This is a genomic window from Pseudomonas sp. KCJK9058 (genome assembly GCF_046230975.1).
Lineage (GTDB): Bacteria > Pseudomonadota > Gammaproteobacteria > Pseudomonadales > Pseudomonadaceae > Aquipseudomonas > Aquipseudomonas alloputida.
The window spans coordinates 84,751-109,893 of sequence record NZ_JBJJLR010000016.1; the positions used below are offsets into that span (position 1 = coordinate 84,751).

Below are 25,143 nucleotides of genomic sequence, written 5' to 3' on the forward strand. Positions count from 1 at the left end.
CCGTTAAACGATGGCGATCATTGGGTCCGCCGCAGCCAGCGCCAAGGCGCGGTCAGCCGCTGGCGGGTAAATCCATACCGAGTTGATCTGGCGCTTGAGGGCCTTGCCTTCCTGGCCGTGCAGCTTCAGTTCGCGCTCCCAGCCTTCGCTGAAAGCGGCGCCCCAGTCTCCCAGGTCCAGGCAGGTGACGTATTTGGGCTGGCGATACAGCACCGGCTGCAGGCCGAGCAGGTCGGCGGCGGCGTTGTTGCCGGCGTGGCGGCCCATGGGGATGGCGTGCTGGCACGTCATCAGGGCATGGTTGCCCAGGTCATCCACCGCAGCCCAGGCGGTGTCGCCGGTGGCGTAAACGTGCTCCTGGCCCAGCACTTTCAAATGGCCATCCACTTTCAGCCGGTCGAAGGTATCGCGCTCGCCGGCAACGTGCGCCGTCAACGGGCTGGCCTTGACGCCAACGGTCCAGATTACCGTGTTGCTGGCGATGTGCTCGCCGTTGTCCAGGGTGACTCCCGCAGCATCGACAGCCACCACGGAAGCGCCGGCCAGCCATTCGACCCCGGCCTGTTCACACGCGGCAACAATCGACGGTGTGATCCCTTCACCCAATGCCGCCCCCACTTGCGCACCACGGTCGACCACCACTACCCGCAATGCCGCGTCGGCCCCGAGGATCGAGCGCAGGCGAGTAGGCATTTCGGTTGCGGTCTCGATGCCGGTGAAGCCGCCGCCGCACACCACCACGGTATTGCGAGTTGGCGAAGCGGGCAGGGCGGCCAGATCGATCAGATGCTGCTCCAGGCGCATGGCCGATTCCATCTGGTCGACATCGAACGCATGCTCCGCCAGGCCTGGTACTGCCGGGCGGGCAACCTGGCTGCCTGCGGCCAGGATCAGGCGGTCGTAGGCGATGTGCTGTGGCTGGCCGTGGGTATCGGTATAGCTGACGCTGCGACCTTCGGTGTCGATGCTGTCGGCGTTGCCCGGGAAGAAGTGAATGCCCACAGCCTCGAACAGATCACCCAGAGGTGCCTTCATGCCATGCACGTCGGCCTCGTAAAAGCGCGGACGAATGCGCAGTTCCGGCTGTGGCGCCAGCACGCTGATGCTGAGGTCGGCACGTTGCGCCTGGTCGAGTAGGCGGGCAGCGCTCAGGGCGCTCCAGACACCGGCAAAGCCGGCACCGATGATCAGGATGTTGGATTTCATGAAGGTGCTCCGCAAGGTTCGAAGAGGGCATCGGGGGCCAGCTGTATGGCCTTTGAGTAACTACGACTATATAAGTCGTAGTTATCTTCGGCAAGGGCTTTTCCCTTTGCGGTGGAGCTACCTTTTGACACCTTGTTTTGTCAGTGCCGGGGCATCGGCGTAACATGTACGACAAAATCGGTCGGAGATTTGAATGTCGCTTTACAGTGCTGGCGTGGAATACGGTATCCATTGCCTGTTGTTTTTAGTCGACGAGCGCGGTGAAACTCGTGATTCCAGCGTGCGCGACCTGGCCGAGTTGCAAGGCGTGCCGCAGGAATACCTGGCCAAGGTCTTCACCAAGCTGGCCCGTGCCGGGTTGGTGGTGGCCACCGAAGGCGTGCGCGGCGGCTTCCGCCTGGCGCGGTCGGCGGCGCAGATCAGCGTGCTGGATATCGTCCATGCCATTGATGGACCGAAGAAGATCTTCGATTGCCGCGAGGTGCGCGAGCGTTGCACCTTGTTCGACGGCTCGCCGCCGCGTTGGGCGACCGAGGGTACCTGTGCGATCCACGCAGTGATGCTGGGGGCGCAGAAGTGCATGGAAGCGTCATTGGCACAGCAGACTGTGCTGGACCTGGCCATGCGCTTCGGGCGCAAGGCCCCGGCTGAATTTGGCCAGCAGGTCGATGCCTGGATGGGGGAGCGGCGGGAGGCCAAGGGGGCTGGGGATATTCCGGTAGACCAGGTGTGAAGGGCTTGCCCGAACCGGCCTTTGCGCGAGTAGGGAAGTACGCCGATCAGCGCCCTTCGTGTTGGCGCCGATAGGCCCCAGGCTGCACCCCCATGGCCTTGGCAAACGCCCGGGTAAACGCCGCCACCGACTGATACCCCACCTGCGCACCCACTTGCTCCACGGTATTACCCGCCCGCAGCAACTGGCTGGCATGGCGCATGCGCAGTGCCAGCAGCACCTGCCCTGGCGATTGCCCCGCCAGTTCGTTGAAGCGCTTGAAAAACGCAGACCGCGATAAGCCGGTGCAGGCGGCCATGCTCTCCAGCGTCCAGGCTTGCCCCGGTTGTTCGATCAACTGCTCCAGCAGCCCGGTAAACGCTGGCTGGCGAGCGAGGGCGACAAGCCCGCCCAGTGACTGCCCGGCAATGACCTGCTGGCGCAGCACGTACAGGAACAACAGGTGCGTCAGGCGCTCCAGCAACGCCTGCGACGGGCCGGCGGCCCGCCGGCATTCTTCCAGAATGAGCTCGAACAGCGCCCGCGCCGCACTGCCGGCGGGGTCTTCGGCGCGCAGCAGGATCCAGTCGGCCAGGCCTTCGACAATCAGTGAAGACAGGCCGGACTGGAAATGGAAGAAGCCGCAAACCAGCCCGACGCCGTCGCTGGCTTCGCTATCCAGCGACTGCATGGCCTGGCGCGGTTGGGCACAGGCGTCGACCGGGTCCTGATCGCTGGACAAGCGATAGGCAAGGTCGCGCAACAGGAATACGGCATCTCCCTTCTCCAGGCGCACCGGTTGCGGCTGGCCGTCAATGTGCAGCCAGCAATGCCCTTGCACCACCAGGTGAAAGCTGGCGCAGCCCATGCCCTGGGTGCTGGCATGCCAGCCACCGCAATAGCGCCCGACATGAAACAGGCTGGCATCGAGCTCCAGGCCCTCTAATAACCAATCGACAAGGTGGCTGGACGAAATCATCTAATACAAAGACTCAGGAACAAGGAAAGGCGACTGATGAATATGGAGGGTAGTTCTTATAACCAACAGACTGTAGTGACACTCATCAAAGGAGATCACTGCATGTCCTCGCGCATTACTTTACACACGCTGCAGAGCGCCCCGGAAGCGGCACGGCCGTTTCTTGAGAATGCCCAGAAGAATTCCGGCTTCATCCCCAACCTGCTCGGTGTGCTGGCCAACGCGCCGGCGGCGCTTGAAACCTACGTGACCGTTTCGGCACTCAATGGCAAGTCTGAGCTTGGCCTGGCCGAGCGTGAAGTGGTGCAACTGATCGCGGCCACCCAGCATGGCTGCGACTTTTGCGTGGCCGGCCATACCGCCGTCGCGCTGAACAAGGCCAAGCTGCCGCAGGAGGTGGTCGATGCTCTGCGTGCCCGTGGCGAACTCCCCAACGCCCGCTACGAAACCCTGGCCGCCTTTGCCCGCGAAGTGATCGCCACCCGTGGCAATGTCAGCGAAGCCACCTACCAGGCCTTCCGTGAGGCCGGCTTCAGTGAAGGCAACGCATTGGAGGTGATTCTGGGCGTAAGTCTCGCAACCCTGTGCAACTTTGCTAATGTTTTCGCCCAGACGCCTCTCAACGAAGAGCTTGGCAAATACCGCTGGCAGCCTTCTGCGTAGCCCACCTGTGATAATGGCCCTTACCAGGCCGTTGTAGGAGCGGCCTTGTGCCGCGAACGGGCCGCAGAGCGGCCCCGGCGTTATCAAAGGAGCAAGACCATGCAAGATTGTGCATTTCGACACTGGCTGGATGCCAATGCCGAGGCCATCGACCGGGGCCTGTGCGAACCGCAGCAGGTGCTGGCGCAGATCGCAGAATCGCAGCTGTTGCGCACGGGGGTCGACCCAGCGCTGGGCGGTACGGGCGGGCAGGTGACCGATGTGGTCGAGGCCATCGCCGCCATTGCCAGCCGCTCATTGGCTGCGGCTTTCGTCTGCTGGGGCCAGCGTGCCTTCATCGAATACCTGCTGCACAGCCCCAACCAGCCCCTGCGTGAGCGCCTGCTGCCGCGCCTGTTGACCGGTGAATTGGCCGGTGCCACCGGGCTGTCCAACGCCATGAAGTTCCTGTCCGGTATCGAAGCGCTGCAGGTGCGTGGCCGCCCGGCAGCCGATGGCTGGCACCTGGAAGGGCGACTGCATTGGGTGACCAACTTGCGTAAAAGCGGCTTCGTGGTGGCGGCGGCCATCGAGGATGAAGCCGGCGGCGCGCCGTTTGTGCTGGCCATTCCTTCCGACGCTCAAGGCCTGGAGCGTTCTGATGATCTACAACTGATGGGCCTGCAGTCGAGCAACACGGCAGCACTGGCTTTTCACCAGGTATCGCTGGCACGCGACTGGCTGCTGCATGAAAATGCACGCGAATTCCTGCCACGGGTACGCCCGGCATTCCTGGCGCTGCAATGTGGCATGGCCATCGGCCTGGCGCGACGGGCGCTGGAAGAGGTTCACGCGCACCTGCATGGCCGAGCGTCGTTCCTCGACGAAGCCCGTCAGGTGCTTGGCGAACGCCTGGAAAACACCGTCAGCGAACTCAAGCAGGGCTTGCTCGACGGTCGCTTCCAGCAGCAGCCGGCGGCCTTGTTCAAGCTGCGCATCATCCTGGCTGAAAGTGCTGCCGACGCAGTACAACTGGAATTGCAGGCCAGTGGTGGCAAGGCTTACCTCAGCGAATACGGCGAAGGGTTTGCCCGCCGCTGGCGGGAGTCGGCCTTCGTGCCGATCGTCACGCCCAGCCTGGTGCAATTGCGCGCCGAACTGCAGCGCCAGGCGGGCGTTGCATGAGCGCAGTGTTGCTGGAGGCCCGTGACATCCGCCTGGGCTACCCGCGTGAGGGGGGGTGGCAGCAGGTGCTGGCGCAGTTCGACCTGCAGCTGGCGCCAGGTGAAGTCGTGAGCATCCTTGGCCCCAGTGGTGTGGGCAAGTCAAGCCTGCTGCGGGTGCTGGCAGGCCTGCAGCAGCCTGGCGGCGGTAGCGTGAGCTTGCACGGCCAGCCGCTGCAGGGGCCGCACCCGCGTCTGGCGGTGGCCTTTCAGGACCCAAGCCTGCTGCCATGGCTGAGCCTGGAGAAAAACGTCGCCTTCGGCCTGGACTTCGCCCGTCAGCCCAAGCTGGCGGATGCCGAACGCCGTGCACGCATCGACCATGCGATTGCGGCTGTGGGCCTGGCCCACGCGCGTGGCCAGTACCCGGCGCAGTTGTCTGGCGGCATGGCCCAGCGCACCGCGCTGGCCCGCTGCCTGGCACGCCAGCCCGAAGTCTTGCTGCTGGATGAACCCTTCGGTGCGTTGGATGAGGTGACCCGCGCCGACATGCAGCAGCTGCTGCTGCAACTGATTGCCACGCACAAGACCGCGGCCGTGCTGATCACTCACGATATCGACGAAGCCCTGCTGCTGTCAGACCGGGTTCTGCTACTGGGCAACCACCCAGCGCACATCCTTGGCCAGTGGCACATCGACCTGCCGCAACCGCGCACGCAGAGGGTCGAAGAGCTGGGGGCCTTGCGCATAGACATCCTCAAAACCCTTCGGCGGGCAAGCCGCACAGTCGAACCTACCCCAACCCCTTTGCCCTCGGAGGCTGTCCATGTGCATGGATGACTGCTGTTCTTCTTCTTCGCGTCGAGACTTCCTAAAGCTCGGCGCCATGCTCACTGCTGCCGGTGCATTGCCGTTGCTGTCGAGCTTGCAGGCGCGTGCCGCTGCCGAGCCGGACGCGCCGGTGCGTATCGGCTACCTGCCGATCACCGATGCCACGCCGCTGCTGGTGGCACATAACAACGGCTTGTTCGAGGCCGAAGGCATCCAGGCCGAGCGCCCGGTGCTGCTGCGCAGCTGGGCGCAGGTGATCGAGGCATTCATTTCCGGCCAGGTCAATGTCATCCACCTGCTTTCGCCGATGACGGTGTGGGCGCGCTATGGCAGCAAGGTGCCAGCCAAGGTGGTGGCCTGGAACCACGTGGGCGGTTCTGGCCTGACTGTAGCGCCGGATATATCCGACGTGAAACAGCTCGGTGGCAAGACAGTGGCCATTCCGTTCTGGTACTCGATCCACAATGTGGTACTGCAACAGTTGCTCAACGACAATGGCCTGACGCCAGTGTCGAAGCCGGCCAATGCGCAACTGGCCGCCAACGAAGTCAACCTGCTGGTGCTGCCACCGTCCGACATGCCACCCGCTCTGGCCAGCAAGCGCATTGCCGGCTACATCGTTGCCGAGCCGTTCAACGCACTGGCCGAGAACCTCAAGGTGGGCCGCGTGCAGCGCTTTACCGGCGATGTATGGCGCAACCATGCGTGCTGCGTGGTGTTCATGCACGAGCATGACCTGAATAACCGCCCGGAGTGGTCGCAGAAAGTGGTCAACGCCATCGTCAAGGCCCAGCAATGGACTCGTGACCATCGCACCGAAGCCGCCGCACTGCTGTCCAGGGCGGGCCCCAACAAGTACACCCCGCACGAGCCCGCGGTGCTGACCAAGGTCCTGGCGCCCGCCACCGAAGACCGTGCTGGCTACATTGCCAGTGGTGCCATTCGCCATCAGCAGTGGGACGAAAAGCGCATCGACTTCCAGCCATACCCGTTCCCGAGTTACACCGAAGAGCTGGTCAAGCGCCTGAAAACCACCCTGATCGAAGGCGACAATGCCTTCCTTGCCGGGCTGGATCCGGCGTATGCCGCCCGCGACCTGGTCGACGATCGCTTCGTGCGTAATGCCATCGCGACAGTGGGTGGCCCGTCGGTGTTCGGCATTGCCGACAACTTCGAGCGTAGCGAGGAGTTTGCGGTCTGATGCGCACCCATGTCGTACATGCCGGCCTTGGGCTGGTCGGGTTGCTGGCCTTGTTGCTGTTATGGTGGGCCGGTGTAGCACTGTTCGGCCAGGCCGACGGCCTGTCGGCGCGCTTTTCGCCGGCGGCAACCCTGGCCAGCCTGGTCGAGCTGCTGGGGCAGGGCGAGGTCTATGGGCATATCTGGGTCAGCCTCAAGCGCATCCTGATTGGGCTGCTGCTGGCGCTGCTGATGGGTGTGCCGCTGGGCTTGCTGGTAGGCAGCTACCGGCACCTGGAGGCGGCGACCACGCCAGCATTCCAGTTTCTGCGCATGATATCGCCATTGTCGTGGATGCCTGTGGTGGTGATGCTGATGGGCGTGGGTGACCAGCCGATCTACTTCCTGCTGGCGTTTGCCGCGTTGTGGCCGATCTTGCTGAATACGGCGGCAGGGGTGCGTCAACTGGACCCGCGCTGGCTGCAACTTAGCCGCAGCTTGAGTGCAACGCGCTGGGAAACTTTGTGCAAGGTGATCGTGCCGGGGGTGATCGGTCACGTGCTGACGGGCGTGCGCCTGGCCATCGGTATTCTGTGGATTGTGCTGGTGCCGTGCGAAATGCTTGGTGTGAGTGCGGGGCTTGGGTATTTCATTCTTGATACCCGCGACCGGCTGGCGTATTCCGAACTGATGGCGATGGTGCTGCTGATTGGCGTGCTGGGGTTTGTGCTGGATGCCCTGGCGCGTGGGCTGCATCGGCGCTGGGTGCATGGCTGAAAGGCCAATGGGGCTTCTTCGCGGGCTCGCCCGCTCCCACAGGTACATCACCGGCCTTGGGCCTTACGGTATTCCTGTGGGCGCGGGCAAGCCCGCGAACAGGCCATCGGATCAATGCACGGTCTTGCGCTGGCGCACACATTCCCGGGCTTGAGCGGTCAGCTCATCCAGCCGCTCATCGCGCATCTGCTCCGCTTCGATCATCGCATCCTCACCCTGCTGGTTAAGCAGATAGGTGTGAATCTGCAGCACTTCAGCCGTCTGATAAATCGGCGCAATGTCCAGGCGCCCGATCAGCGCACCACTGGGGTGGCCGGTACTGCTCATCAGCACCTGCGGGCCGTTGGCGGCCACCACTTGCATGCCCATCGCCTCGAACCACGGCACCTGGTTGGCAAAGGCGTTCAGCTCCACGCAGGCATGGCGTGAGCGCAGGTCGCCCAGCAGAGCACGGGCGATGCCCTGGCGGCGATGGCTGGCGCACACGGCCAGAAAGGCCAATGCACAGGCCTGCCCATCGTCCTGGGCTGGCAGCGACAGCGCAAAGCCCAGCAACTGGTCCGGTGCTTCGGCATCCAGCGCCAGGGTAAGCGCCACGGCCAGACCGCGGGTGCCGTCCAGCGCTTGCAGGTACTGGTGGACTTCCATGCCGACGCCGTACTGGTACAGCGGGTACAGCGGGTTGTCGACAGCGATGGCGACACTGCTCAATTCGCCGACATTGTGAATGACCAGCTCGCGGATCTGGTTCTGGAAAGATTCGGGTGGCACGCTGTCGAGGCGGCTCAGGATGAACATCTGGGGGCTCCGGCGGATGAGAATACGACCCGCGCTGTGTTGGCGCGGGTGTACAGTCTAACCGGTTTTGCCGCATCAGCCGTGTGCCTGTAAGGCACCGAGCATCAGGTCGAGGTTTTGCACGGCAGCACCAGAGGCACCTTTGCCCAGGTTGTCGAACACTGCGGTGAGCAGTACCTGGCCATGCTCGGGGTTGGCGTACAGCGCCAGGCGCAGGTCATTGCTGCCGTTCAATGCCTCGGGGTCGAGGTTTGCCGCAGCGCCGCCCTGATGCAGAGGCATCACCTGGACATGGCGGGCACCCTGGTAATGCTGTTCCAGGCAGGCTTGCAGCTGCGCGGCGCTGACCTGTCCAGGCAGCAGGCGAAGCTGCAGCGGAATGCTCAGCACGATGCCTTGGCGGTAGGCGCCATAGCCGGGCATGAACATCGGCCGCGCCGACAACCCCGCGTGCTGCTGGATCTCCGGTACGTGCTTGTGCGCCAGCTCCAGGCCATACAGCTGTAGCGCCGGCGCTTTGGCGGCGCCGGGCTGTTCGTGCCGCTCGACCGCCGCGCGACCACCGCCGGAGTAGCCAGACACGGCGTGGATGTTCAGGGGGTAGTCCGCAGGCAGCAAGCCAGCCTTGACCAATGGGTGCAGCAGCGCGATGGCGCCGGTGGGATAGCAACCGGGATTGCTGACACGCGTGCTTTGCGCGATGCGCTCGGCTTGCTGTTCGTCAAGCTCCGGCAGGCCATACACCCAGCCTGGTGTGGTGCGGTGCGCCGAGCTGGCGTCGATCACCCGCACCTGTGGGTTGTGGATTGCGGCCACGGCCTCGCGGGCGGCGTCGTCGGGCAGGCACAGCAGGGCGATGTCGGCGCTGTTGATCGCTTCGCGGCGGCGTTGCGGGTCCTTGCGCTCGGCCTCGGGGAGGGTCAGCAGGCGAAGATCGCTACGGCCCTGCAGGCGGGCATGGATCTGCAGGCCTGTGGTGCCTTGGTCGCCGTCGATGAAAACAACAGGGGTGTGCATGCTCGGGGTCCGGTTGGGGAAAGATAGCCTATGCTCGCCCGTAGCGTTGGTAATGAAAATTTGAATATGATGATTGATACATTCAGGTTTTCTGAATGAGTTTTGAAACGCGTGGTGAACCTGTGGGTTTACCCGCAAAAGGGCCGGCTCTGAACAATGCGCGAAATCAGCCTCGACCGCCTCCGCACATTGGTGGTCATCACCGACCTGGGCTCCTTTGCCGAGGCCGCCCGCCAGCTTAACCTGGCGCCGCCCACCATCAGCTTGCACGTGGCCGAGTTGGAGGCGCGTATCGGCGCCCCGTTGCTCACCCGCACCCGCGGCCAGGTGCGGCCTACTGTCATCGGTGAAACACTGCTGGGGCGTGCCCGACGCCTGCTGGCGGACGCTGACTTGGCGCTGGACGAAGTACGCCGGCAGGTCGAAGGGTTGACCGGGCGTGTGCGGCTGGGCGCCTCCACCGGTGCCATCGCCCATTTGCTGCCGCAGGCGCTGGCGCGCCTGCGTGTGGAGCACCCGGGGATCGATGTGCAGGTTCAGGTGCTGACCTCCCAGGCGTCGCTCGCGCGCTTGCGTGAGGGCACACTGGATATCGGCCTTGTGGCCTTGCCGCAGGTGGCCGGCAAAGGGCTGATGGTTACCCCCTGGCGGCGCGACCCGATCCTGGCGTATGTGCCGGCCGACTGGCAGCCACCGGCCAGGATCACCCCGGCCTGGCTGGCGCAACGGGCGTTGATTCTCAACGACAGCACCACCCAGCTGTCGCGGGTTACCGGCGAGTGGTTTGCAGCGGCGGGGTTGTACCCCGAACCGCGGATCGAGCTGAACTACAACGATGCGATCAAAAGCCTGGTCGGCGCCGGGTATGGAGCGACCTTGTTGCCGCAGGAGGGGGAGGCGACCGAACTGGACCGGCGCATTGCCCGCCGACCGCTGCGGCCGGGGTTGTGGCGGCAGCTGGGTATTGCTTGTCGGGAAGGGCAGGTGGAGCGGGCCACGGGGTATGTGCTGGAGGCGCTGGAACGGTTGCTGTAGGGGCGATTGCGCTGCGGCAAGACCTGTGGCAGGTACGCACGTTCCAGCCCCGACGCCTTGCCAAACTCAGAACCAGCGATCGTTCTTCTTGCGCCCACGGGTCAGTGCCGGCAGGATCAGCCCCGCCAGCAAGCCTGCACCGGCAATGCTGCCGCCATACACCATGTAGCGCATCATCACCTGCTTGTTCTCATCCCCCAGGCGGGCCTGGGTATCGCGCAGGTCCGACTGGCTCTGATCGAGCTGCTCGTTCAGTGCCTTGTTGCGTGCCTCCAACTCGTCAATCAGCTGCTTGCGCGAATCAAGCGTTTCCTGCATGCCCTGTACGCGGTTCTTCCAGCTGTCGTCGATGGTCTTCAACTGCCCGGTCAGTTCGGTGACCTGGGCATCGAGCAACGGCAGGCGCTCGTTCTGCCCGGGCACTGCCTGCAGGTCGTTGCTGAGGATCCACACCACATCGCCGTTCTGCCCGCGCACCTGGCTGTAATTGCCCTGGCTGCCGAGCAGGGTCAGCTTCTGCCCGGACTTGAGCGTGCCGACAATGCGGTGCCCGTCGGTCGGGCCGCTGCGCACGTAGGTGCTCAGGCTGTCACTGACCCAGCGTGCGTCGCTGGCAGGCTCTTCGGCGTGCACGGGGGCGGCAAGGCCCACCAGGGCGGCAATCAGGCCGATGCGCAGGGCAGGGAGGGCGGAAGCATTTGGGCGGGAATCGGGCATGTTGGGTCTTCGCTGAAACAGGACAAAAAGTAGGCCCGGTGACTGGGCCGATGAACCGGTCGGTGAGTTGACCGTCAGCGAAAGACCGTTTTTTTGTCAGCAGGTTCACTGCCTAGTGTCGGAAATGTCTGCAGAATGTTGCAGTGCCCGCCCCAGAGCGCTGCGTTGCCGATGACGCAATTGTAATGCGCCGATCACCTTGGCGTTATCTGCCGGCCGTCAATCTTGGCCCGCCGACATAACAACAAATGCGACGTTCAAGGAGCATCGGATGACGTGCAGATCACCCCTGACACTGGCTGCTTGCCTGGCGCTGGCCGGCGTTGGCAGCCAGGTTGTTGCTGCAGAAAAAAGTGCGGACGGCTTCATGGAGGGCAGCACCCTCAGCGTGCTTAACCGCAACTTCTACTTCAACCGCGATAATCGCGATTCTGTGGCCCCCACACACAACCCGAGCAAACAACCTGACAACGGCTACTCCGAGGCCTGGGGGCATGCCGTGATTACCCGATTCGAGTCGGGCTTCACCCAGGGCACCGTAGGTGTTGGCCTGGATGCGTTTGCCATGCTTGGCCTCAAGCTCGACACTGGCGGCGGCCGCAACGGCGGGCGCAGTTCTTTCGACGTATTGCCGGTTGACCGCGACGGCCAGGCACGTGACGAATACACCAAGGTGGGGGGCGCGGCCAAGCTACGACTGTTCGACACGGTACTGAAAGTGGGGGATGTGTTCCCGGCCAACCCGGTGGTGGCGGCTGGCGACTCGCGGCTGCTGCCGGAAAGCTTCCGTGGGGTGACCCTGGAGAACACCAGCATCAAGGACCTTACCCTGCAAGCCGGGCGTCTGCATGCCATGAGCCAGCCGATGTCCAGCGACCTGCGGGAGAACTTCGTGACCTTCTATGGCGGCCCGGTCGATTCGCCCTGGATCGCCTATGGTGGGGGGGACTACAGCCTCAATGAGCATGTCAGCGTCAGCCTGTTCAGTAGCCGGCTCAAGGACGCGTGGAACCAGTACTACGCCGGCACCAGCCTGAGCTGGCCACTGAGCGAGGCGCTGGCGCTGATTGGCGGTTTCAACTATTACAAGGCTGTGGATGAAGGGCAGCAGCGCCTGGGCGCCTTTGACAACGACATCTGGAGCGCCAAGCTGGGTGTGCGCTTTGGTGCTCACACCCTTGCCCTGACGCACCAGCGCAACAACGGCGACGACGACTTCGACTACCTGCGTCAGTCCGACTCGATCTTCCTCGACAACTCCATCCAGTACAGCGACTTCAACGCGCCCAAGGAGCGTTCGTGGATGCTGCGTTATGACCTGAACATGGCTGCCTACGGCGTACCCGGGTTGTCGTTCATGACACGCTACGGCAAGGGTACCGATGCTGACTACTCCAATGCCAACGCCACCTACATGCGCCGTGACGTTGCGGGCAACCCGCTGACCGACCAGAAACGCTGGGAGCGTGACATCGAGGTGAAGTATGTGGTGCAGACGGGCGCGGCCAAGGACCTGTCGTTGCGGGTTCGCCAGGCCACCACCCGGGCCACGGCGTTCGAGTCGGACCTGGACGAAGTGCGGCTGATCGTGGAGTACCCGTTGTCGATTCTGTGATTCCACCTTGGCAACCTTGTTGCTCCTTTGGTTTGGGTGGATTTTCTGGCGCTCCGCTTGGGGCGCTTTTTTTATCGGCTTGATCGCCTATCAAACCTGCATTTGCATCAGGTGGTCAGGTGCTACCGGTACGCCGGGGCTATGGGGCTAGACTCAAGGCTCACCTTCGATCTTGGAGCAAGACCATGACTGCCAAGAACACCGTCTGCCTGTGGTATGACCACGCTGCCGAAGAGGCGGCGAACTTCTATGCCCGAACTTTCCCCGATAGCCGGGTGGTCGCTGTGCACCAGGCACCCGCCGATTACCCTTCAGGCAAGCAGGGCGATGTGATCACCGTGGAATTCACGGTAATGGGTATCCCGTGCGTGGGGCTCAATGGTGGATCGGCCTTCAAGCACTGTGAGGCATTTTCGTTCCAGGTCAGTACCGTGGACCAGGCAGAGACCGACCGCTTGTGGGAGGCCATTGTCGGCAACGACGGCGAGGCCAGCGTTTGCGGCTGGTGCAAGGACAAATGGGGGATTTCGTGGCAGATCACTCCACGCATCCTCATCGAAGCCATCGGCCATTCCGACCGTGCGGCGGCCAAGCGTGCGTTCGAGGCCATGATGCAGATGGGCAAGATTGATGTGGCGAAGATAGCGGCGGCGTTGAAAGGTTGAAGCGGGTCTGTGTTTCAGCAGGCGCGGCCTCGAATCGCGAACGGGCTGCGTGGCAGCCCGTGGTTTTCGGGTTGACGCCGTCAGTTGCTGGTTACTTCAGCCTCTGCCGCTGTCTTGGCCGATGCCTTCTTCTCCTGCACCACAATGTAGAACTCCTCCCCATGCTTCACCGCACCATACAGTACGGCCTTCTCGATCAGCTCGTTGCCGCGCAGGTGGCGCAGCATCATCGGGTCCTTGCGCAGGTCGCGGTACAACGCCAGGCATAGCAGCACCATCACCACCACGAATGGCAAGGCCACGACGATGGTCAGGTTCTGCAACCCGGTCAGCGCCTCGCCAGGGTTACCTGGGTCGCCGATCGCCAGCATGATCGCCGCCACCGTACCGGTCAGCGTCCCCCAGAAAATCACTGTGCGTCGCGATGGCGCGGTGGTGCCGTGTTCCGACAGCGTGCCCATCACCAGCGAAGCGGCGTCGGCGCCCGAAACAAAAAAGATGCCCACCAGGATCATCACCAGCACCGAGGTTGCCGAGGCCAGCGGGTAGCTGTCCAGCAACTGGTACAGCGCGTGGTTACTGTTGACCGCCCCGTTGGCCAGCTGGAAGGCGCCCTCGCGCACGGCCTCGATGGCGGCGCCACCGAAGATGGTGAACCACACCAGGCTGACCAGGCTTGGCACCAGCAGCACCCCGGTAACGAACTGGCGAATGGTGCGACCGCGGCTGATGCGGGCGATGAACATGCCCACGAAAGGCGTCCAGGAGATCCACCAGGCCCAGTAGAACACGGTCCAGCCGGCCAGCCAGCTGTTCATCTGCTCGCCGCCGCTGGCGTTGGTGCGGGCCATCATTTCCGGCAGCATCTTGATGTAGATGCCGAGCGAGGTCGGCAGCAGGTTGAGCATCAGCAGCGTCGGCCCGACCATGAACACGAACACCGCCAGCACCAGTGCCAGCACCATGTTGGTGTTGGACAGCCACTGGATACCCTTGCCGATGCCCGACACCGCCGAGGTTACGAAGGCAATGGTCAGCAGGGTGATGATCGAGATGTAGAACAGTTTACCGGGGCTTTCGATCCAGCCGTTGTATTCCAGGCCGCCGGCAATCTGCAGCGCCCCAAGGCCCAGCGAGGCGGCCGAGCCGAATAGCGTGGCGAAGATTGCCATCATGTCGATCAGGCGGCCGAGAGGACCGTTTGCGTGCTTGCCGATCAGGGGTCGGAAGGCGGCGGAAATCAGCTGCGAGCGGCCACGGCGGAAGGTGCCGTAGGCGATTACCAGGCCGACGATGGCGTACATGGCCCAAGGGTGCAGGGTCCAGTGGAACAAGGTGGTGGCCATTGCCACCTGCATCGCTTCGCTGGTCTGCCCGCTGGCCGAGCCGGGCGGCGGCGATATGTAGTGCGACAGCGGCTCGGCCACGCCGAAGAACATCAGGCCGATGCCCATGCCGGCGCTGAACATCATCGCTACCCAGGACACCGTGCGGAACTCTGGCTGTTCGCCATCGCGGCCCAGCGGTACCCGCCCGTAACGGCTGGCGGCCAGCCATAGCACGAACACCACGAAGAGGGAGGAGGTGAGCACGAAGAACCAGCCGAAATTGAGAATGACCCAGGATTGCGCGCTGGAGGCGCTGCTGGCCAGGCTGGCTTGGTTGAGGAAGCCCCAGAGCACGAAGGCGATGGCCAGAAGGCTGGTGAAACCAAAGACGATCCAGTCAAGCTTGCCCTCGAAATGCCGGTCCTGGCGGGCTTCTGCGGTTTTCGAGGGGTCTGTGACGCCAAGATCGAGTGTTTCGGGGATGTGTTCCTTTGCCATGTATGATGAGGCCCCATTGTGTCTGCCTGAGCGCGCAGGCTTGTTGTTGTGTGGGCTGCCGAGCGCGATGACAGCCTCGGCGGGGTGGATTGCTGGCGGGATTATCCTGCGCAGCAAATGGCGGCTCATGTCCCCATAACGTCCTGGGGCGTCCATTACGCGACTTGGCAAATACTTTTAGTTCTGGGGGCAGTGGCCCTTTCTGCCTCGGCTTCTGGTACCCTGATGGGCATAACCCGGGCCCGCACATACGAGCATCGTAGAAGCGCTGCTGCTTGTGGGCCTGGCCGCACCAGGAAACGGAGATTCGTCATAATGGCCACTGACCGTGTGAGCCTGATTCATTTCGATAAATTGAGCATGAGCCCTGCCGCTGCCGATCGGTTCCAGAAAGCCCTCGACGCGCTGGAAGCGCTCAAGCTGCAGGACCGTTACGTGTATCTCATTGCTCCCTATCTGGGTGATATCGCTGACGCCTCCGACGCCGAGCAACTGGCCACAGCCCTCGAGCAGGGCTTGCGCGTAGTCGAAGAGTTGCTGGCAGCCAGGTCGGTAACCAAGGTCAAGGCCGAGGAAGTGCGCCAGGTGTTCCACAGCGCAGGCGAACGTGCGCGTGCAGAGCTGCCTGGCTGAGCAGTTGCATGGCCAAAGACATCGACAACCCCTGCGTCTCGTTATGCCAGCTCAACAGCGAACTGTGCGTGAGCTGCGGCCGTACCCGTGACGAAATCCGCAAGTGGCGGGGCATGAAGCGGCCCGAGAAAATGGCCACTGTGCAGCGGGCGGCGACGCGAATGAAGGCTATCGCCAAGAAGGCGGCCAAGCGGCAGAATGCCAGCTGAACCTGCGTGCAATTCACGCAGCCTTTCCTGATTGTCTGCCGAGCCTGAAATGGATTCTCACTCGCTGTTCGCGTTCACCCTGGTCGCCGCCATCGCGATCGCCAGCCCCGGCCCTGCCACCTTGATGGCTATCAACAACAGCCTTGCCCATGGCCAGCGCAGCGCGATCTGGTCGTCGCTGGGCAATGGCACGGGTCTGTTCTGTCTGTCGGCAGCGGCCATGCTGGGGCTAGGCGCACTGCTGGCCAGTTCTGAAGTACTGTTCAATGCCGTGAAGATCCTGGGGGCGGGCTATCTGTTCTACCTGGGGGCGCGCCAACTGCTGAAGAAGAGCCCGATGCTGGAGCAGGATGCCGCAGAGCGTTCAGCCAAGGTGCGGCCCACGCCGCTGAAGCTGTTCAAATCGGCCTTTCTCACTGCAGTGACCAACCCGAAGGCGACCATGTTCTTTACTGCACTGTTCCCGCAGTTCATCGACCAAGGGGCTGAGCTGTTGCCGCAGTTCCTGACCTTGACCGGGATTTTCGTGGCCTTGTCGCTCACTTCGCTGAGCGCGTATGCCGCCTTGGCTGCGCGGGCCAAAGGGGTGCTGACCCGGCCGTCGCTGTCGCGCTGGGTGAACCGGGTGGTGGGCACCACCTTTATCGGTTTTGGCGCGGCGATCCTGGCGATGCGACGGCAGGGTGCCTGAAACGCCCAGTTTATCGCCGGCCGTGCTGGCGCTCACTGTCTGTCCTTCGGCAGATTTATCAACGGGACGATGAAAGGCTCGTCTGCGGGTTGCTGATGGTCCAGACTGTCTACAGCGCGCAGATGATAGCTGCAGGCGACCACGGCAGGTGGCAGCCTTTGGCTACTACGCCGGATCGCCGGGTGTTTCATGTGCCGAGGGTCGTAGATGATCGAGCGTTGCTTTCGCCACGTCTTGCTCCTGATGTGCCTGTCACTGCTGCCCCGGGCTGCAATAGCGGATGATGCCTGCCTACGGCTGACCGCCACAGGTAACCCGGAATACCCCCCGTACTTGTGGCGCGACCCGCTGAACCCTCAACGACTGATCGGTGCCAATGCCGACCTGCTCAAATACCTGGGCAAGCAGCTGGGGCTGGACATAGAGGTGGTTTACGCCGGGCCGTGGTCGCGAGCCCAGGAAGCAGTGCGCACTGGGCGGATCGACTTGATGGCCGGGTATTTCCTGACCGAAGCGCGCCGGCAGCATGTGGACTTCATCCCCCCGCCATTTTTGCGCACCCCTAGCGTCATCTGGGTGCGCCAGGACAATGCTTTTGCCTACCAGCAATGGGCCGACCTCAAAGGCCGCAAGGGTGGCACTCTGGTCAACAACAGCCACGGCCAACAATTCGATGAATACGCCCAGGCCAATCTCACCCTCGAAGCGGTGCCCACTGCCAGGCAGGCGTTCGAGAAGCTGATGCACAAGCGCAGCGATTACGTGGTGTACGAGCAGTATCCTGGCATGGCGCTGGCGCGCACATTGGGCATCGCAGCCACTGTGCAGGTGTTGCAGCCACCCGTGTCCAGCGAAGGGTTGTATCTGGCAATCTCACGTGAGTCGCCTTGCAACCGGCCACCGCTGCGTGAGGCGCTGGCGCGGGAGATGGCGAAGATCGTTGGCGGGGCCTTGCCCGAACAGTGGTTGAAACAGAATCTGGAGCGGTGGCAGTGACAGAGTGGCTCATGTGCTGCGCGGTCTTTGTTGGGGGCAGCCTCGCGTCGGTACATGTGCCACTCCAATTCAACGCATATGCAAGATGATGGGGCTGCTGCTGGCCGGGTCGGTATGCTCACGCAGCTTGCCTACCGCCTGTGCATCCACCGCACCCCCCTGGTTGCCCCAGGCCGTACGCACAAAGCTGAGCACGTCGGCAATCTCCTGATCACTCAGCTGTTCGCGCAAAGCCGGCATGCGATAGGCGTCCGGCACCCCTGCAGCCACCACCCGCTGCGAACCATTGAGCGTGATATTGATTGCCGAGGCGCTCTCCTTGGCCAGTGCCGAGGTTGCCCCGGCCAAGGGCGGCATCCATTCGGCCTGGCCCTTGCCGTCCAGGCCGTGGCATGACGCACAGCGTGTCACGTAGGTGCGCGCTCCTGGGCTGTCCAACCGCGTCGCTAGCGATTCGGCCTGGTATTGCCAGGGTGCGCCGTCACGTTGAGGGTCGCCGGGCAGCGACTTCAGGTAGTGGGCGATGGCGGCCAGGTCGTCGTCACGCATGAATTGCGTGGAGTTGTTGAACGCCTCGGTCATCGAACCATATACCACTGCATGCCGGTTGCGCCCGGTCTTCAGGAACTGCGCGATCTCGGCCTCGCTCCAGCGCCCCAGCCCGGTGTTGTGGTCGGCACGCAGGCTGGGTGCATACCAGCCGTCGAGCAGTGCGCCGGACAGGAACGGCTTGCCGCTGTCATCCAGCGCCTTTTCATTGAAGGCCAGGCCGCGTGGCGTATGGCAACTGCCGCAGTGCCCGGGGCCCTGGACGATATAGGCGCCACGGTTCCACTGTGCATCCTGCCCGGCCTTGGCGGTGTAAGGCGTGGTGGCGGCGAACAGGCCGTTCCACAAGGCGATGGGCCAGCGCAGGTTCAGCGGCCAGGGGATGTCGCTGGCCAGGTTGGCCTGCCGCGCCGGTTGCACGCCGTGCATGAAGAACGCATACAGCGCCTTGACATCATCATCGCTGAGCTTGGCGTAGGACGGGTAAGGCATAGCCGGGTACAGGCGTCGGCCACCCGGCGCCACACCCTGGCGCACGGCGCGGTCGAAGTCAGCCAGGGTATAGTTACCGATACCGCTGTCGCGGTCGGGGGTGATGTTGGTGGCGTGGATTGCCCCCAGCGGGGTGGCCATTTCCAGCCCGCCGGCGAACGGTTTGCCATCCGGCAGGCTATGGCAGGCCACGCAGTCACTGAGCCGGGCTACGTATTCGCCGCGGCTGACCAGCGCCGGGTCGGCAGCAGTGGCCTGTGCATCGGCAAACGGCGATGCGGGTTCACGGGTGACATACCAGGCCAGCAGGCCCGCCGCGACCAGGCACGGCAGCGCCAGCCAGCCAGCGGTTCTTGCGAAACGATGGGTCATGAGGCGTCCCTTGTGCGATCAGCTGAAGGTGTGGCGGCTCAATGGCAAACTGCGCACGCGCTGGCCAGTGAGCTGCGCGACCGCATTGGCCACGGCCGGGGCAACGGCGGGCAGCGGTGGTTCGCCGATGCCGCCCATCTTCGCCCCGCTTTCGATGATGCGCACATGCACCCGGGCCATGCGCGAAGGCGGCAGGATCGGGTACAGGTCATAATTGCGTGCGCGCGGCTTGCCATCCACGTACACCGCTTCTTCCACCAGCGTCTGCGACAGGCCCAGGGCGACGGCGCCGTTGACCTGATGCTCGATGATCGCCGGGTTGACGATGCTGCCTGGGTCGATGGCTTGCCAGATGTCGTGCACCCTGACCTGGCCGTTGTCGATGGAAACCTCGGCAATGACCGCAGCCTCCGAGCCGAACGGTGAGGCCATGGCCACGCCGCGTGCGCGCTTGCTGCCATCCTCGGCGGTGAACGGTCCGCGCTTCCAGCCGCCGGACAAGTCGGCCACTGCGTTCAGCAGGTTGGTCAGTCTCGGGTTGTCGCGCAGCAGGTGCAGGCGCAGTTCAAACGGGTCCTTGCCACCTTTGTCGGCCAGTTCGTCCAGGAATGATTCGTAGAAGAAGTCGTTCAGCGAGTTACCTACCGAGCGCCAGTAACCGAGCATGGCCGGGCCTTTGACATAGATCTGGGCGATGCGCTTGTTGGCGATGGCGTAGGACTTGCCTGACAGCCCCTCAAGCGCGGTCGGGTCGATCTTCTCCCCTTGTTTTCCAGCAAGGGCCTCGGTTGGGCCCTCGGTGGCGCTTACCGCTTCGAGCGCCACTGGCATACCGTCTGCGTCCAGCCCGGCGCGGAACTTCACCACTGCGACGGGGCGCAGTACATCGCGCAAAAACTCCTCCTCGCGGCTCCAGATAAGCTTCACCGGCCGGCCAACCGCTTTGGCCAGGGCAATGGCCTGCGGGTAGGGGTTGGCAGAGTCGTACAGGAAGTGGCGGCCAAAGAAGCCGCCCAGCAGCGGCGAGTGCAGGTTGATTTGTGCAGGCTCCAGGCCGGTGCGTCTGGCAATGTCGTCACGGAACATGTCCGGGGCCTGGTTGGGCAGCCAGACGTCGAGGCTGCCGTCCGGGTTGAAGCGGGCGAGGGCGGACGGTGGCTCCAGCTGGGCATGGTTCAGGTACTGGTTGTGGTAGCTGGCCTCGACCTGGGTCTTGGCGTTGGCCAAGGCGCCGGCAATATCCCCTTCGTTCTCTTCATCACGGGACGGCCCTTGCACCGTCGCGAGGTGTTCGCGCCAGGCGTCGCTGGAAAAATCGGCCGGCATCGGGCGCACTTTGCTGTCGGCGGCCGGTTCTTTCCAGTCCACCTGCATCGCCTCCACTGCACGCTTGGCGTGCCACCAGCGCTCGGCGACCACGGCCACGGCGCCTGGCAGCTGATGCACAGAATGTACGCCTTTCATGGCCTTGACCTGGTCTTCGTTGCGCAGGCTGCCAACCGTCATGCCCAGGCGCGGCGCATGCTGCACGGCCGCGTGGAGCATGCCGTCGACTTTGATGTCAATGCAGTACTGGGCCTTGCCGGTGGACTTGTCGTAGGCATCCAGGCGGCGTACGGGCTTTCCAATCCAGCGAAACTGGCTGGGGTCGCGCAGCTTGACGCTGGCCGGGTCGGGCACCGGCAGGTCCATGGCGCGACCGGCCAGCTCACCGTAGGGTACGGAACGTCCGGTCGTGGTATGTACTACGTTACCCGGTGCGGTAGAAAGCTCATCGACTGGTACACCCAGGTGTTCGGCGCCCGCCTGCAGCAGCATGCCCCGGGCGAGCGCGCCCAGACGGCGCATGGTCGGGTAGCTCATGCGCACCGACATGCTGCCACCGGTGATGCGCATGCCGTTCTCCATCACCACGTAGGCTTCGCCCGGTGGTGCGCTATCGACCACGAAATGGGCCGGGTCGACATCCAGCTCTTCACCCACAATCTGCGCCATGGCGGTGAAAGGGCCTTGCCCGCCTTCCATGAAGGGGCTCAGCAGGCGCACCGTGCCGTCCGGGCGAATCTCCAGAAATGCAGGCACCTGGGTGCCGCGTTCCGCAGTTGCCGCAGCGGCGGCCGCTGCCTGTACGCGGGCCGAGCCCATGGGCAGGCCGAAACCTAGCACCAGGGCACCGACTGCGGTGCCGGCAAGAAAGCGCCGACGTGACAGGTTGACCGTTTCGCCCCGCTGCAGCCTGAGCAGTTCGACGGGTGTATCGACTGGCGTGTTCATCAGGCCTGCTCCCCCTGGGCCAGGTCATGCACGGCGGCATGGATGGCGTTGTAGGTGCCGCAGCGGCACAGGTTGACCATGGCTGCATCGATCTGCGCATCGCTGGGTTTGGGCGTGTGCTTGAGCAGCGCCGTGGCTGCCATGACCTGGCCAGACTGGCAATAGCCGCATTGAGCCACCTGGTGTTCGACCCAGGCGGCGACCACCCGTTTGCCGACGGGGTCGGCTTCGATCGCCTCGATGGTGGTGACCTCACGCCCCACCACACCGGCCACCGGGGTAACGCAGGCGCGCACCACATTGCCGTCCACCAGCACCGAACAGGCGCCGCACTGGGCCAAGCCGCAGCCATACTTGGTGCCGGTCAGCCCCAGGTCATCGCGGATTACCCACAGCAGGGGCGTGTCGGCGTCCGCCTCGACCTGATAGGTCTTCTGGTTGATGCGTAGTTCCATGGTTTCACCTGCCCGTCACGGTTGTTGTCGCTGTGTTTTATCTGCATGGGGAATACGTTGTCCCCCGGTGCAGAAACGCTAGCACAGGAGGATGACCGTTGGTCTGGTGGCGGGGGTGGCTTCAGAGGATCAGGCAAGTAATCCGGCGGAATACGCAAGCCAGCTTCGAAAAATCAAGCCTGCAGTCGGCGTTGAACAGGACTTGCGCAACGAAAACCCGGATAATGCCGGCCAATTTCGTTTTGCACGCTTAAATCACGGTAATCCCGCATGGAAATCAAGGTCAATTTTCTCGACAATCTCCGTCTCGAAGCCAAATTCGATGACTTCACGGTGATCGCCGACCAACCTATCCGCTACAAAGGCGATGGTTCGGCCCCCGGCCCGTTCGACTATTTCCTGGCGTCTTCGGCCTTGTGCGCGGCTTACTTCGTCAAGCTGTACTGCCAGACCCGCGATATCCCCACCGAAAACATCCGCCTGTCGCAGAACAACATCGTCGACCCGGAAAACCGCTACAACCAGATCTTCAAGATCCAGGTCGAACTGCCCGAAGACATCTCCGACAAGGACCGTCAAGGCATCCTGCGCTCCATCGACCGCTGCACGGTAAAAAAGGTGGTGCAGACCGGCCCTGAGTTCGTGATCGAAGTGGTCGACAACCTCGATGCTGATGCCCAGGGGTTGCTGATGCCGGTGTCGGACACCAGCACCTATATCCCCGGCAAGGACCTGCCGCTGGAGCAGACCATTGCCAACATGTCGGGCATCCTCGCCGGGTTGGGGATGAAGATCGAGATCGCCTCGTGGCGCAACATTGTGCCCAACGTCTGGTCGCTGCACGTACGCGATGCGCAGTCACCCATGTGCTTTACCAACGGTAAAGGCGCCACCAAGGAGGCTGCGCTGGCCTCGGCGCTGGGCGAGTTCATTGAGCGCCTCAACTGCAACTTCTTCTACAACGACCAGTTCTGGGGCGAAGACCTGGCCAACGCCCCGTTCGTGCACTACCCGAACGAGCAGTGGTTCAAGCCGGGCCCGCGCGACGCGCTGCCGACCGAGATCCTCGATGAGCACTGCCTGGCGATCTACAACCCTGATGGGGAGCTACGTGGTTCGCACCTGTATGACACCAACTCGGGTAACACGGCGCGGGGCATCTGTTCGCTGCCGTTCGTGCGCCAGTCCGACCAGCAGGTGGTGTACTTCCCGTCCAACCTGATCGAAAACCTGTTCCTCAGCAATGGCATGAGCGCGGGCAACACCTTGGCCGAGGCGCAGGTGCAGTGCCTGTCGGAAATTTTCGAGCGGGCAGTGAAGCGCGAAATCCTCGAGGGCGAGTTGTGCCTGCCGGACGTGCCGCAAGAGGTGCTGGCCAAATACCCGGCGATCGTCGCCGGCATCCAGGGCCTGGAAGAGCAGGGCTTCCCGGTGCTGGTCAAGGATGCGTCGCTGGGGGGCGAGTTCCCGGTCATGTGCGTGACCTTGATGAACCCGCGCACGGGTGGCGTGTTTGCCTCGTTCGGTGCCCACCCGAGCCTGGAAGTGGCGCTGGAGCGCAGCCTCACCGAACTGCTGCAGGGCCGCAGCTTCGAAGGCCTGAACGACCTGCCGCAACCCACCTTCGAAAGCCACGCGCTGACCGAGCCGAACAACTTCGTCGAGCATTTCATCGACTCCAGCGGCGTGGTGTCTTGGCGCTTCTTCAGCGCCAAGGCCGACTTCGAATTTGTCGAGTGGGACTTCTCCGGGCACGGCGAGGACTCCAACCAGCAGGAGGCCGCGACCCTGTTCGGCATCCTCGAAGACCTGGGCAAGGAAGTGTACATGGCGGTGTACGACAACCTTGGCGCCACCGCGTGCCGCATCCTGGTGCCGGGCTATTCGGAAATCTACCCGGTCGAGGACCTGATCTGGGACAACACCAACCGCGCCTTGTCGTTCCGTGCCGACATCCTCAACCTGCACAGCCTCGACAGCCGCTCGCTGAAGCTGCTGCTCAAGCGCCTGGACAATTGCGATGTGGATGACTACACCACCATCACCACGCTGATCGGCGTGGAGTTCGATGAAAACACAGTGTGGGGCCAACTGACCATTCTGGAGCTGAAGCTGCTGATTTGCCTGGCGGTACAGCGTTTTGAGGACGCCAAGGAACTGGTCGAGGCATTCTTGCAGTTCAACGACAACACCGTAGACCGCGGCCTGTTCTACCAGGCGCTGAACGTGGTGCTGGAAGTGCAGTTGGATGACGAACTGGAGATGGATGACTACGAAGCCAACTTCCGCCGTATGTTCGGCAATGCGCGCATGGACGCGGTATTGGGTTCGGTGGACGGCAGTGTGCGCTTCCATGGCCTGACCCCGACCAGCATGAAGCTCGAAGGCCTTGATCGCCACCTGCGCCTGATCGACAGCTACAAGAAACTGCACGCGGCCCGGGCCAAGTTCGCCTGACAGGCGCTGCGCCCAATCATCGCCGGCAAGCCAACGCCACAGGTATTGCACCGCTCTTGAGATTTGTGCCGAACCTGTGGACGCTGGCTTGCCGTCCTACAGCCCTTTGATCTGGGCGCCATCCTCATTCTGTCTTGCCGCCTTGCCATCCAGGCGCTTAGCGTTCTCTTCCTATCCACTTCAGGTGGTAACTATTCGGGCTTAGCAGGCCCCCCTTCGAAAGCCTCCGCCGGTGGTGGTGCTGCACGGACATTGAAAAGCTTGCAGACACAGTACCAACAGAGGGCGACGGTCAGGTTGTAGGGGAACAGCACGGCCCAGAACGGCAATTGCCAGTTCTTTTTGCCCTGCATTTCACCGGGCTCACCGGTTCGCCAAGGGGCGTAGTGGCGCCAGGCTTCTGCCGGGGTCAGGCAGATGGCGTGCAGTGGCTTGTGCCACCAGCTGGGTTCACCGGGCGGGGGGAGTTTGTCCGGGCCGTGATCCATGAAGTGGCGCAGGTATTCCCACACTTCGGCGACATGCTTGACGCCGGGTTCGGTGGGTTCGTTGCTGTCGACCCAGAGGCAGTCTTTTTGATGCAGGCTGCCGTCTTCGCGGCGGGGGGCGAAGGCGAGGGCATAGCTGGTGCTGAATGATGAGCCGCCGTATTCGGTGCGCTTGAAAATGCCACCTCCGGTGTTAGCCCATTCGAATACGAGTACCTTGCTCAAACGTTGGTAGTAGATTTTTTGGGTTGATCGATTGAAGCAGAAAATTGATAAGCGCTTTATGAAATATATTCGATAGGCTAAGAATGGGAGGAAGATTAAAGGTGAAATTAGTGTAAGGAGGATAAAGGTATAACTAACGA

General features: G+C 63.1%; 24 protein-coding genes. 14 read left to right on the plus strand and 10 right to left on the minus strand.

The window, feature by feature from the left end:
- Positions 1-3: 3 nt before the first annotated feature.
- Entirely contained in the window at positions 4-1,206 is a 1,203-nt protein-coding gene (locus ACK59Z_RS11610; RefSeq protein WP_108190661.1) for an NAD(P)/FAD-dependent oxidoreductase, read from the minus strand.
- A 193-nt stretch (positions 1,207-1,399) separates the two neighbouring features.
- On the opposite strand from ACK59Z_RS11610, the gene ACK59Z_RS11615 reads away from it, so the two are divergent.
- Positions 1,400-1,939, plus strand: coding sequence for an Rrf2 family transcriptional regulator (locus ACK59Z_RS11615; protein WP_108190662.1), 540 nt, complete (start codon positions 1,400-1,402; stop codon positions 1,937-1,939).
- Positions 1,940-1,985: 46 nt separating this feature from the next.
- On the opposite strand, the gene ACK59Z_RS11620 is transcribed toward ACK59Z_RS11615, so the two are convergent.
- On the minus strand, positions 1,986-2,897 hold the full coding sequence (locus tag ACK59Z_RS11620) for an AraC family transcriptional regulator (RefSeq protein WP_108190663.1): 912 nt from the start codon (positions 2,895-2,897) through the stop codon (positions 1,986-1,988).
- A gap of 102 nt (positions 2,898-2,999) precedes the next feature.
- Between ACK59Z_RS11620 and ACK59Z_RS11625 the strand changes: the two genes are divergently transcribed.
- From ACK59Z_RS11625 to ACK59Z_RS11645, 5 genes are all read left to right on the plus strand, one after another.
- Entirely contained in the window at positions 3,000-3,560 is a 561-nt protein-coding gene (locus ACK59Z_RS11625) for a carboxymuconolactone decarboxylase family protein (RefSeq protein WP_003256052.1), read from the plus strand.
- A 99-nt stretch (positions 3,561-3,659) separates the two neighbouring features.
- On the plus strand, positions 3,660-4,724 hold the full coding sequence (locus ACK59Z_RS11630; protein WP_409293052.1) for an acyl-CoA dehydrogenase family protein: 1,065 nt from the start codon (positions 3,660-3,662) through the stop codon (positions 4,722-4,724).
- Positions 4,721-5,542: an ABC transporter ATP-binding protein gene (locus ACK59Z_RS11635; protein WP_012052014.1), complete on the plus strand. Its 822-nt coding sequence runs from the start codon at positions 4,721-4,723 to the stop codon at positions 5,540-5,542. Before ACK59Z_RS11630 ends, ACK59Z_RS11635 begins: the two co-directional genes overlap by 4 nt.
- Positions 5,529-6,734, plus strand: coding sequence for an ABC transporter substrate-binding protein (locus ACK59Z_RS11640; RefSeq protein WP_108190665.1), 1,206 nt, complete (start codon positions 5,529-5,531; stop codon positions 6,732-6,734). The genes ACK59Z_RS11635 and ACK59Z_RS11640 overlap by 14 nt, the downstream gene beginning before the upstream one ends.
- Positions 6,734-7,489 (plus strand): ABC transporter permease, encoded by a 756-nt coding sequence (locus ACK59Z_RS11645; protein WP_003256045.1) that lies wholly within the window; start codon positions 6,734-6,736, stop codon positions 7,487-7,489. The genes ACK59Z_RS11640 and ACK59Z_RS11645 overlap by 1 nt, the downstream gene beginning before the upstream one ends.
- A 111-nt stretch (positions 7,490-7,600) precedes the next feature.
- Here the strand turns inward: ACK59Z_RS11645 and ACK59Z_RS11650 are convergent, their stop codons facing one another.
- Entirely contained in the window at positions 7,601-8,287 is a 687-nt protein-coding gene (locus ACK59Z_RS11650) for a GNAT family N-acetyltransferase (protein WP_108190666.1), read from the minus strand.
- Between the two features lie 75 nt (positions 8,288-8,362).
- Positions 8,363-9,304, minus strand: coding sequence for an N-acetyl-gamma-glutamyl-phosphate reductase (argC, locus tag ACK59Z_RS11655; RefSeq protein WP_004577484.1), 942 nt, complete (start codon positions 9,302-9,304; stop codon positions 8,363-8,365).
- Positions 9,305-9,460: 156 nt separating this feature from the next.
- Between argC and ACK59Z_RS11660 the strand changes: the two genes are divergently transcribed.
- Positions 9,461-10,339, plus strand: a complete 879-nt coding sequence (locus ACK59Z_RS11660; RefSeq protein ID WP_108190667.1) for a LysR family transcriptional regulator — start codon at positions 9,461-9,463, stop codon at positions 10,337-10,339.
- 66 nt (positions 10,340-10,405) lie between these two features.
- On the opposite strand, the gene ACK59Z_RS11665 is transcribed toward ACK59Z_RS11660, so the two are convergent.
- Positions 10,406-11,056: a TIGR04211 family SH3 domain-containing protein gene (locus ACK59Z_RS11665; protein ID WP_010954473.1), complete on the minus strand. Its 651-nt coding sequence runs from the start codon at positions 11,054-11,056 to the stop codon at positions 10,406-10,408.
- A 271-nt stretch (positions 11,057-11,327) separates the two neighbouring features.
- On the opposite strand from ACK59Z_RS11665, the gene ACK59Z_RS11670 reads away from it, so the two are divergent.
- Both ACK59Z_RS11670 and ACK59Z_RS11675 read left to right on the plus strand, forming a co-directional pair.
- On the plus strand, positions 11,328-12,671 hold the full coding sequence (locus tag ACK59Z_RS11670; RefSeq protein WP_108190668.1) for an OprD family porin: 1,344 nt from the start codon (positions 11,328-11,330) through the stop codon (positions 12,669-12,671).
- Between the two features lie 185 nt (positions 12,672-12,856).
- Positions 12,857-13,336, plus strand: coding sequence for a VOC family protein (locus ACK59Z_RS11675; RefSeq protein WP_014860047.1), 480 nt, complete (start codon positions 12,857-12,859; stop codon positions 13,334-13,336).
- An 80-nt stretch (positions 13,337-13,416) separates the two neighbouring features.
- Here ACK59Z_RS11675 and ACK59Z_RS11680 read toward each other — a convergent pair whose 3' ends face one another.
- Positions 13,417-15,162, minus strand: a complete 1,746-nt coding sequence (locus tag ACK59Z_RS11680; RefSeq protein ID WP_064492996.1) for a BCCT family transporter — start codon at positions 15,160-15,162, stop codon at positions 13,417-13,419.
- Between the two features lie 315 nt (positions 15,163-15,477).
- Between ACK59Z_RS11680 and ACK59Z_RS11685 the strand changes: the two genes are divergently transcribed.
- The 4 genes from ACK59Z_RS11685 (at position 15,478) to ACK59Z_RS11700 (ending at position 17,691) form a co-directional block, all read left to right on the plus strand.
- On the plus strand, positions 15,478-15,795 hold the full coding sequence (locus tag ACK59Z_RS11685; protein ID WP_003256033.1) for a hypothetical protein: 318 nt from the start codon (positions 15,478-15,480) through the stop codon (positions 15,793-15,795).
- Between the two features lie 8 nt (positions 15,796-15,803).
- The gene (locus tag ACK59Z_RS11690) at positions 15,804-16,004 is read left to right on the plus strand and encodes a DUF1289 domain-containing protein (RefSeq protein ID WP_003256032.1); all 201 of its coding nucleotides are present in this window, start codon (positions 15,804-15,806) and stop codon (positions 16,002-16,004) included.
- Positions 16,005-16,053: 49 nt separating this feature from the next.
- Positions 16,054-16,695, plus strand: a complete 642-nt coding sequence (locus tag ACK59Z_RS11695; protein ID WP_108190669.1) for a LysE family translocator — start codon at positions 16,054-16,056, stop codon at positions 16,693-16,695.
- Between the two features lie 207 nt (positions 16,696-16,902).
- On the plus strand, positions 16,903-17,691 hold the full coding sequence (locus tag ACK59Z_RS11700; RefSeq protein ID WP_108190670.1) for an ABC transporter substrate-binding protein: 789 nt from the start codon (positions 16,903-16,905) through the stop codon (positions 17,689-17,691).
- 69 nt (positions 17,692-17,760) lie between these two features.
- On the opposite strand, the gene ACK59Z_RS11705 is transcribed toward ACK59Z_RS11700, so the two are convergent.
- The 3 genes from ACK59Z_RS11705 to ACK59Z_RS11715 are packed head-to-tail and all read right to left on the minus strand — an operon-like array spanning position 17,761 to position 21,833.
- On the minus strand, positions 17,761-19,104 hold the full coding sequence (locus ACK59Z_RS11705) for a cytochrome c (protein WP_108190671.1): 1,344 nt from the start codon (positions 19,102-19,104) through the stop codon (positions 17,761-17,763).
- An 18-nt stretch (positions 19,105-19,122) separates the two neighbouring features.
- On the minus strand, positions 19,123-21,378 hold the full coding sequence (locus tag ACK59Z_RS11710) for a molybdopterin cofactor-binding domain-containing protein (RefSeq protein WP_409293057.1): 2,256 nt from the start codon (positions 21,376-21,378) through the stop codon (positions 19,123-19,125).
- Positions 21,378-21,833 (minus strand): (2Fe-2S)-binding protein, encoded by a 456-nt coding sequence (locus tag ACK59Z_RS11715; RefSeq protein WP_003256023.1) that lies wholly within the window; start codon positions 21,831-21,833, stop codon positions 21,378-21,380. The genes ACK59Z_RS11710 and ACK59Z_RS11715 overlap by 1 nt, the downstream gene beginning before the upstream one ends.
- A 270-nt stretch (positions 21,834-22,103) precedes the next feature.
- On the opposite strand from ACK59Z_RS11715, the gene ACK59Z_RS11720 reads away from it, so the two are divergent.
- Entirely contained in the window at positions 22,104-24,290 is a 2,187-nt protein-coding gene (locus ACK59Z_RS11720; protein ID WP_108190673.1) for an OsmC domain/YcaO domain-containing protein, read from the plus strand.
- 191 nt (positions 24,291-24,481) lie between these two features.
- Here ACK59Z_RS11720 and ACK59Z_RS11725 read toward each other — a convergent pair.
- The coding region (locus ACK59Z_RS11725; protein WP_409293060.1) for a DUF6708 domain-containing protein at positions 24,482-25,143 on the minus strand (662 nt) is incomplete at its 5' end.

Excerpts from the sequence above, each read along its gene's own strand:
- ACK59Z_RS11695 (WP_108190669.1), top strand. The coding sequence starts at position 16,054 with ATGGATTCTCACTCGCTGTTCGCGTTCACCCTGGTCGCCGCCATCGCG.
- ACK59Z_RS11620 (WP_108190663.1), bottom strand. The coding sequence starts at position 2,897 with ATGATTTCGTCCAGCCACCTTGTCGATTGGTTATTAGAGGGCCTGGAG.
- ACK59Z_RS11670 (WP_108190668.1), top strand. The coding sequence starts at position 11,328 with ATGACGTGCAGATCACCCCTGACACTGGCTGCTTGCCTGGCGCTGGCC.
- ACK59Z_RS11615 (WP_108190662.1), top strand. The coding sequence starts at position 1,400 with ATGTCGCTTTACAGTGCTGGCGTGGAATACGGTATCCATTGCCTGTTG.
- ACK59Z_RS11690 (WP_003256032.1), top strand. The coding sequence starts at position 15,804 with ATGGCCAAAGACATCGACAACCCCTGCGTCTCGTTATGCCAGCTCAAC.
- ACK59Z_RS11715 (WP_003256023.1), bottom strand. The coding sequence starts at position 21,833 with ATGGAACTACGCATCAACCAGAAGACCTATCAGGTCGAGGCGGACGCC.
- ACK59Z_RS11680 (WP_064492996.1), bottom strand. The coding sequence starts at position 15,162 with ATGGCAAAGGAACACATCCCCGAAACACTCGATCTTGGCGTCACAGAC.
- ACK59Z_RS11700 (WP_108190670.1), top strand. The coding sequence starts at position 16,903 with ATGATCGAGCGTTGCTTTCGCCACGTCTTGCTCCTGATGTGCCTGTCA.
- ACK59Z_RS11685 (WP_003256033.1), top strand. The coding sequence starts at position 15,478 with ATGGCCACTGACCGTGTGAGCCTGATTCATTTCGATAAATTGAGCATG.
- ACK59Z_RS11665 (WP_010954473.1), bottom strand. The coding sequence starts at position 11,056 with ATGCCCGATTCCCGCCCAAATGCTTCCGCCCTCCCTGCCCTGCGCATC.
- ACK59Z_RS11635 (WP_012052014.1), top strand. The coding sequence starts at position 4,721 with ATGAGCGCAGTGTTGCTGGAGGCCCGTGACATCCGCCTGGGCTACCCG.
- ACK59Z_RS11720 (WP_108190673.1), top strand. The coding sequence starts at position 22,104 with ATGGAAATCAAGGTCAATTTTCTCGACAATCTCCGTCTCGAAGCCAAA.
- argC (WP_004577484.1), bottom strand. The coding sequence starts at position 9,304 with ATGCACACCCCTGTTGTTTTCATCGACGGCGACCAAGGCACCACAGGC.
- ACK59Z_RS11630 (WP_409293052.1), top strand. The coding sequence starts at position 3,660 with ATGCAAGATTGTGCATTTCGACACTGGCTGGATGCCAATGCCGAGGCC.
- ACK59Z_RS11710 (WP_409293057.1), bottom strand. The coding sequence starts at position 21,378 with ATGAACACGCCAGTCGATACACCCGTCGAACTGCTCAGGCTGCAGCGG.
- ACK59Z_RS11625 (WP_003256052.1), top strand. The coding sequence starts at position 3,000 with ATGTCCTCGCGCATTACTTTACACACGCTGCAGAGCGCCCCGGAAGCG.
- ACK59Z_RS11660 (WP_108190667.1), top strand. The coding sequence starts at position 9,461 with ATGCGCGAAATCAGCCTCGACCGCCTCCGCACATTGGTGGTCATCACC.
- ACK59Z_RS11675 (WP_014860047.1), top strand. The coding sequence starts at position 12,857 with ATGACTGCCAAGAACACCGTCTGCCTGTGGTATGACCACGCTGCCGAA.
- ACK59Z_RS11645 (WP_003256045.1), top strand. The coding sequence starts at position 6,734 with ATGCGCACCCATGTCGTACATGCCGGCCTTGGGCTGGTCGGGTTGCTG.
- ACK59Z_RS11650 (WP_108190666.1), bottom strand. The coding sequence starts at position 8,287 with ATGTTCATCCTGAGCCGCCTCGACAGCGTGCCACCCGAATCTTTCCAG.
- ACK59Z_RS11610 (WP_108190661.1), bottom strand. The coding sequence starts at position 1,206 with ATGAAATCCAACATCCTGATCATCGGTGCCGGCTTTGCCGGTGTCTGG.
- ACK59Z_RS11640 (WP_108190665.1), top strand. The coding sequence starts at position 5,529 with ATGTGCATGGATGACTGCTGTTCTTCTTCTTCGCGTCGAGACTTCCTA.
- ACK59Z_RS11705 (WP_108190671.1), bottom strand. The coding sequence starts at position 19,104 with ATGACCCATCGTTTCGCAAGAACCGCTGGCTGGCTGGCGCTGCCGTGC.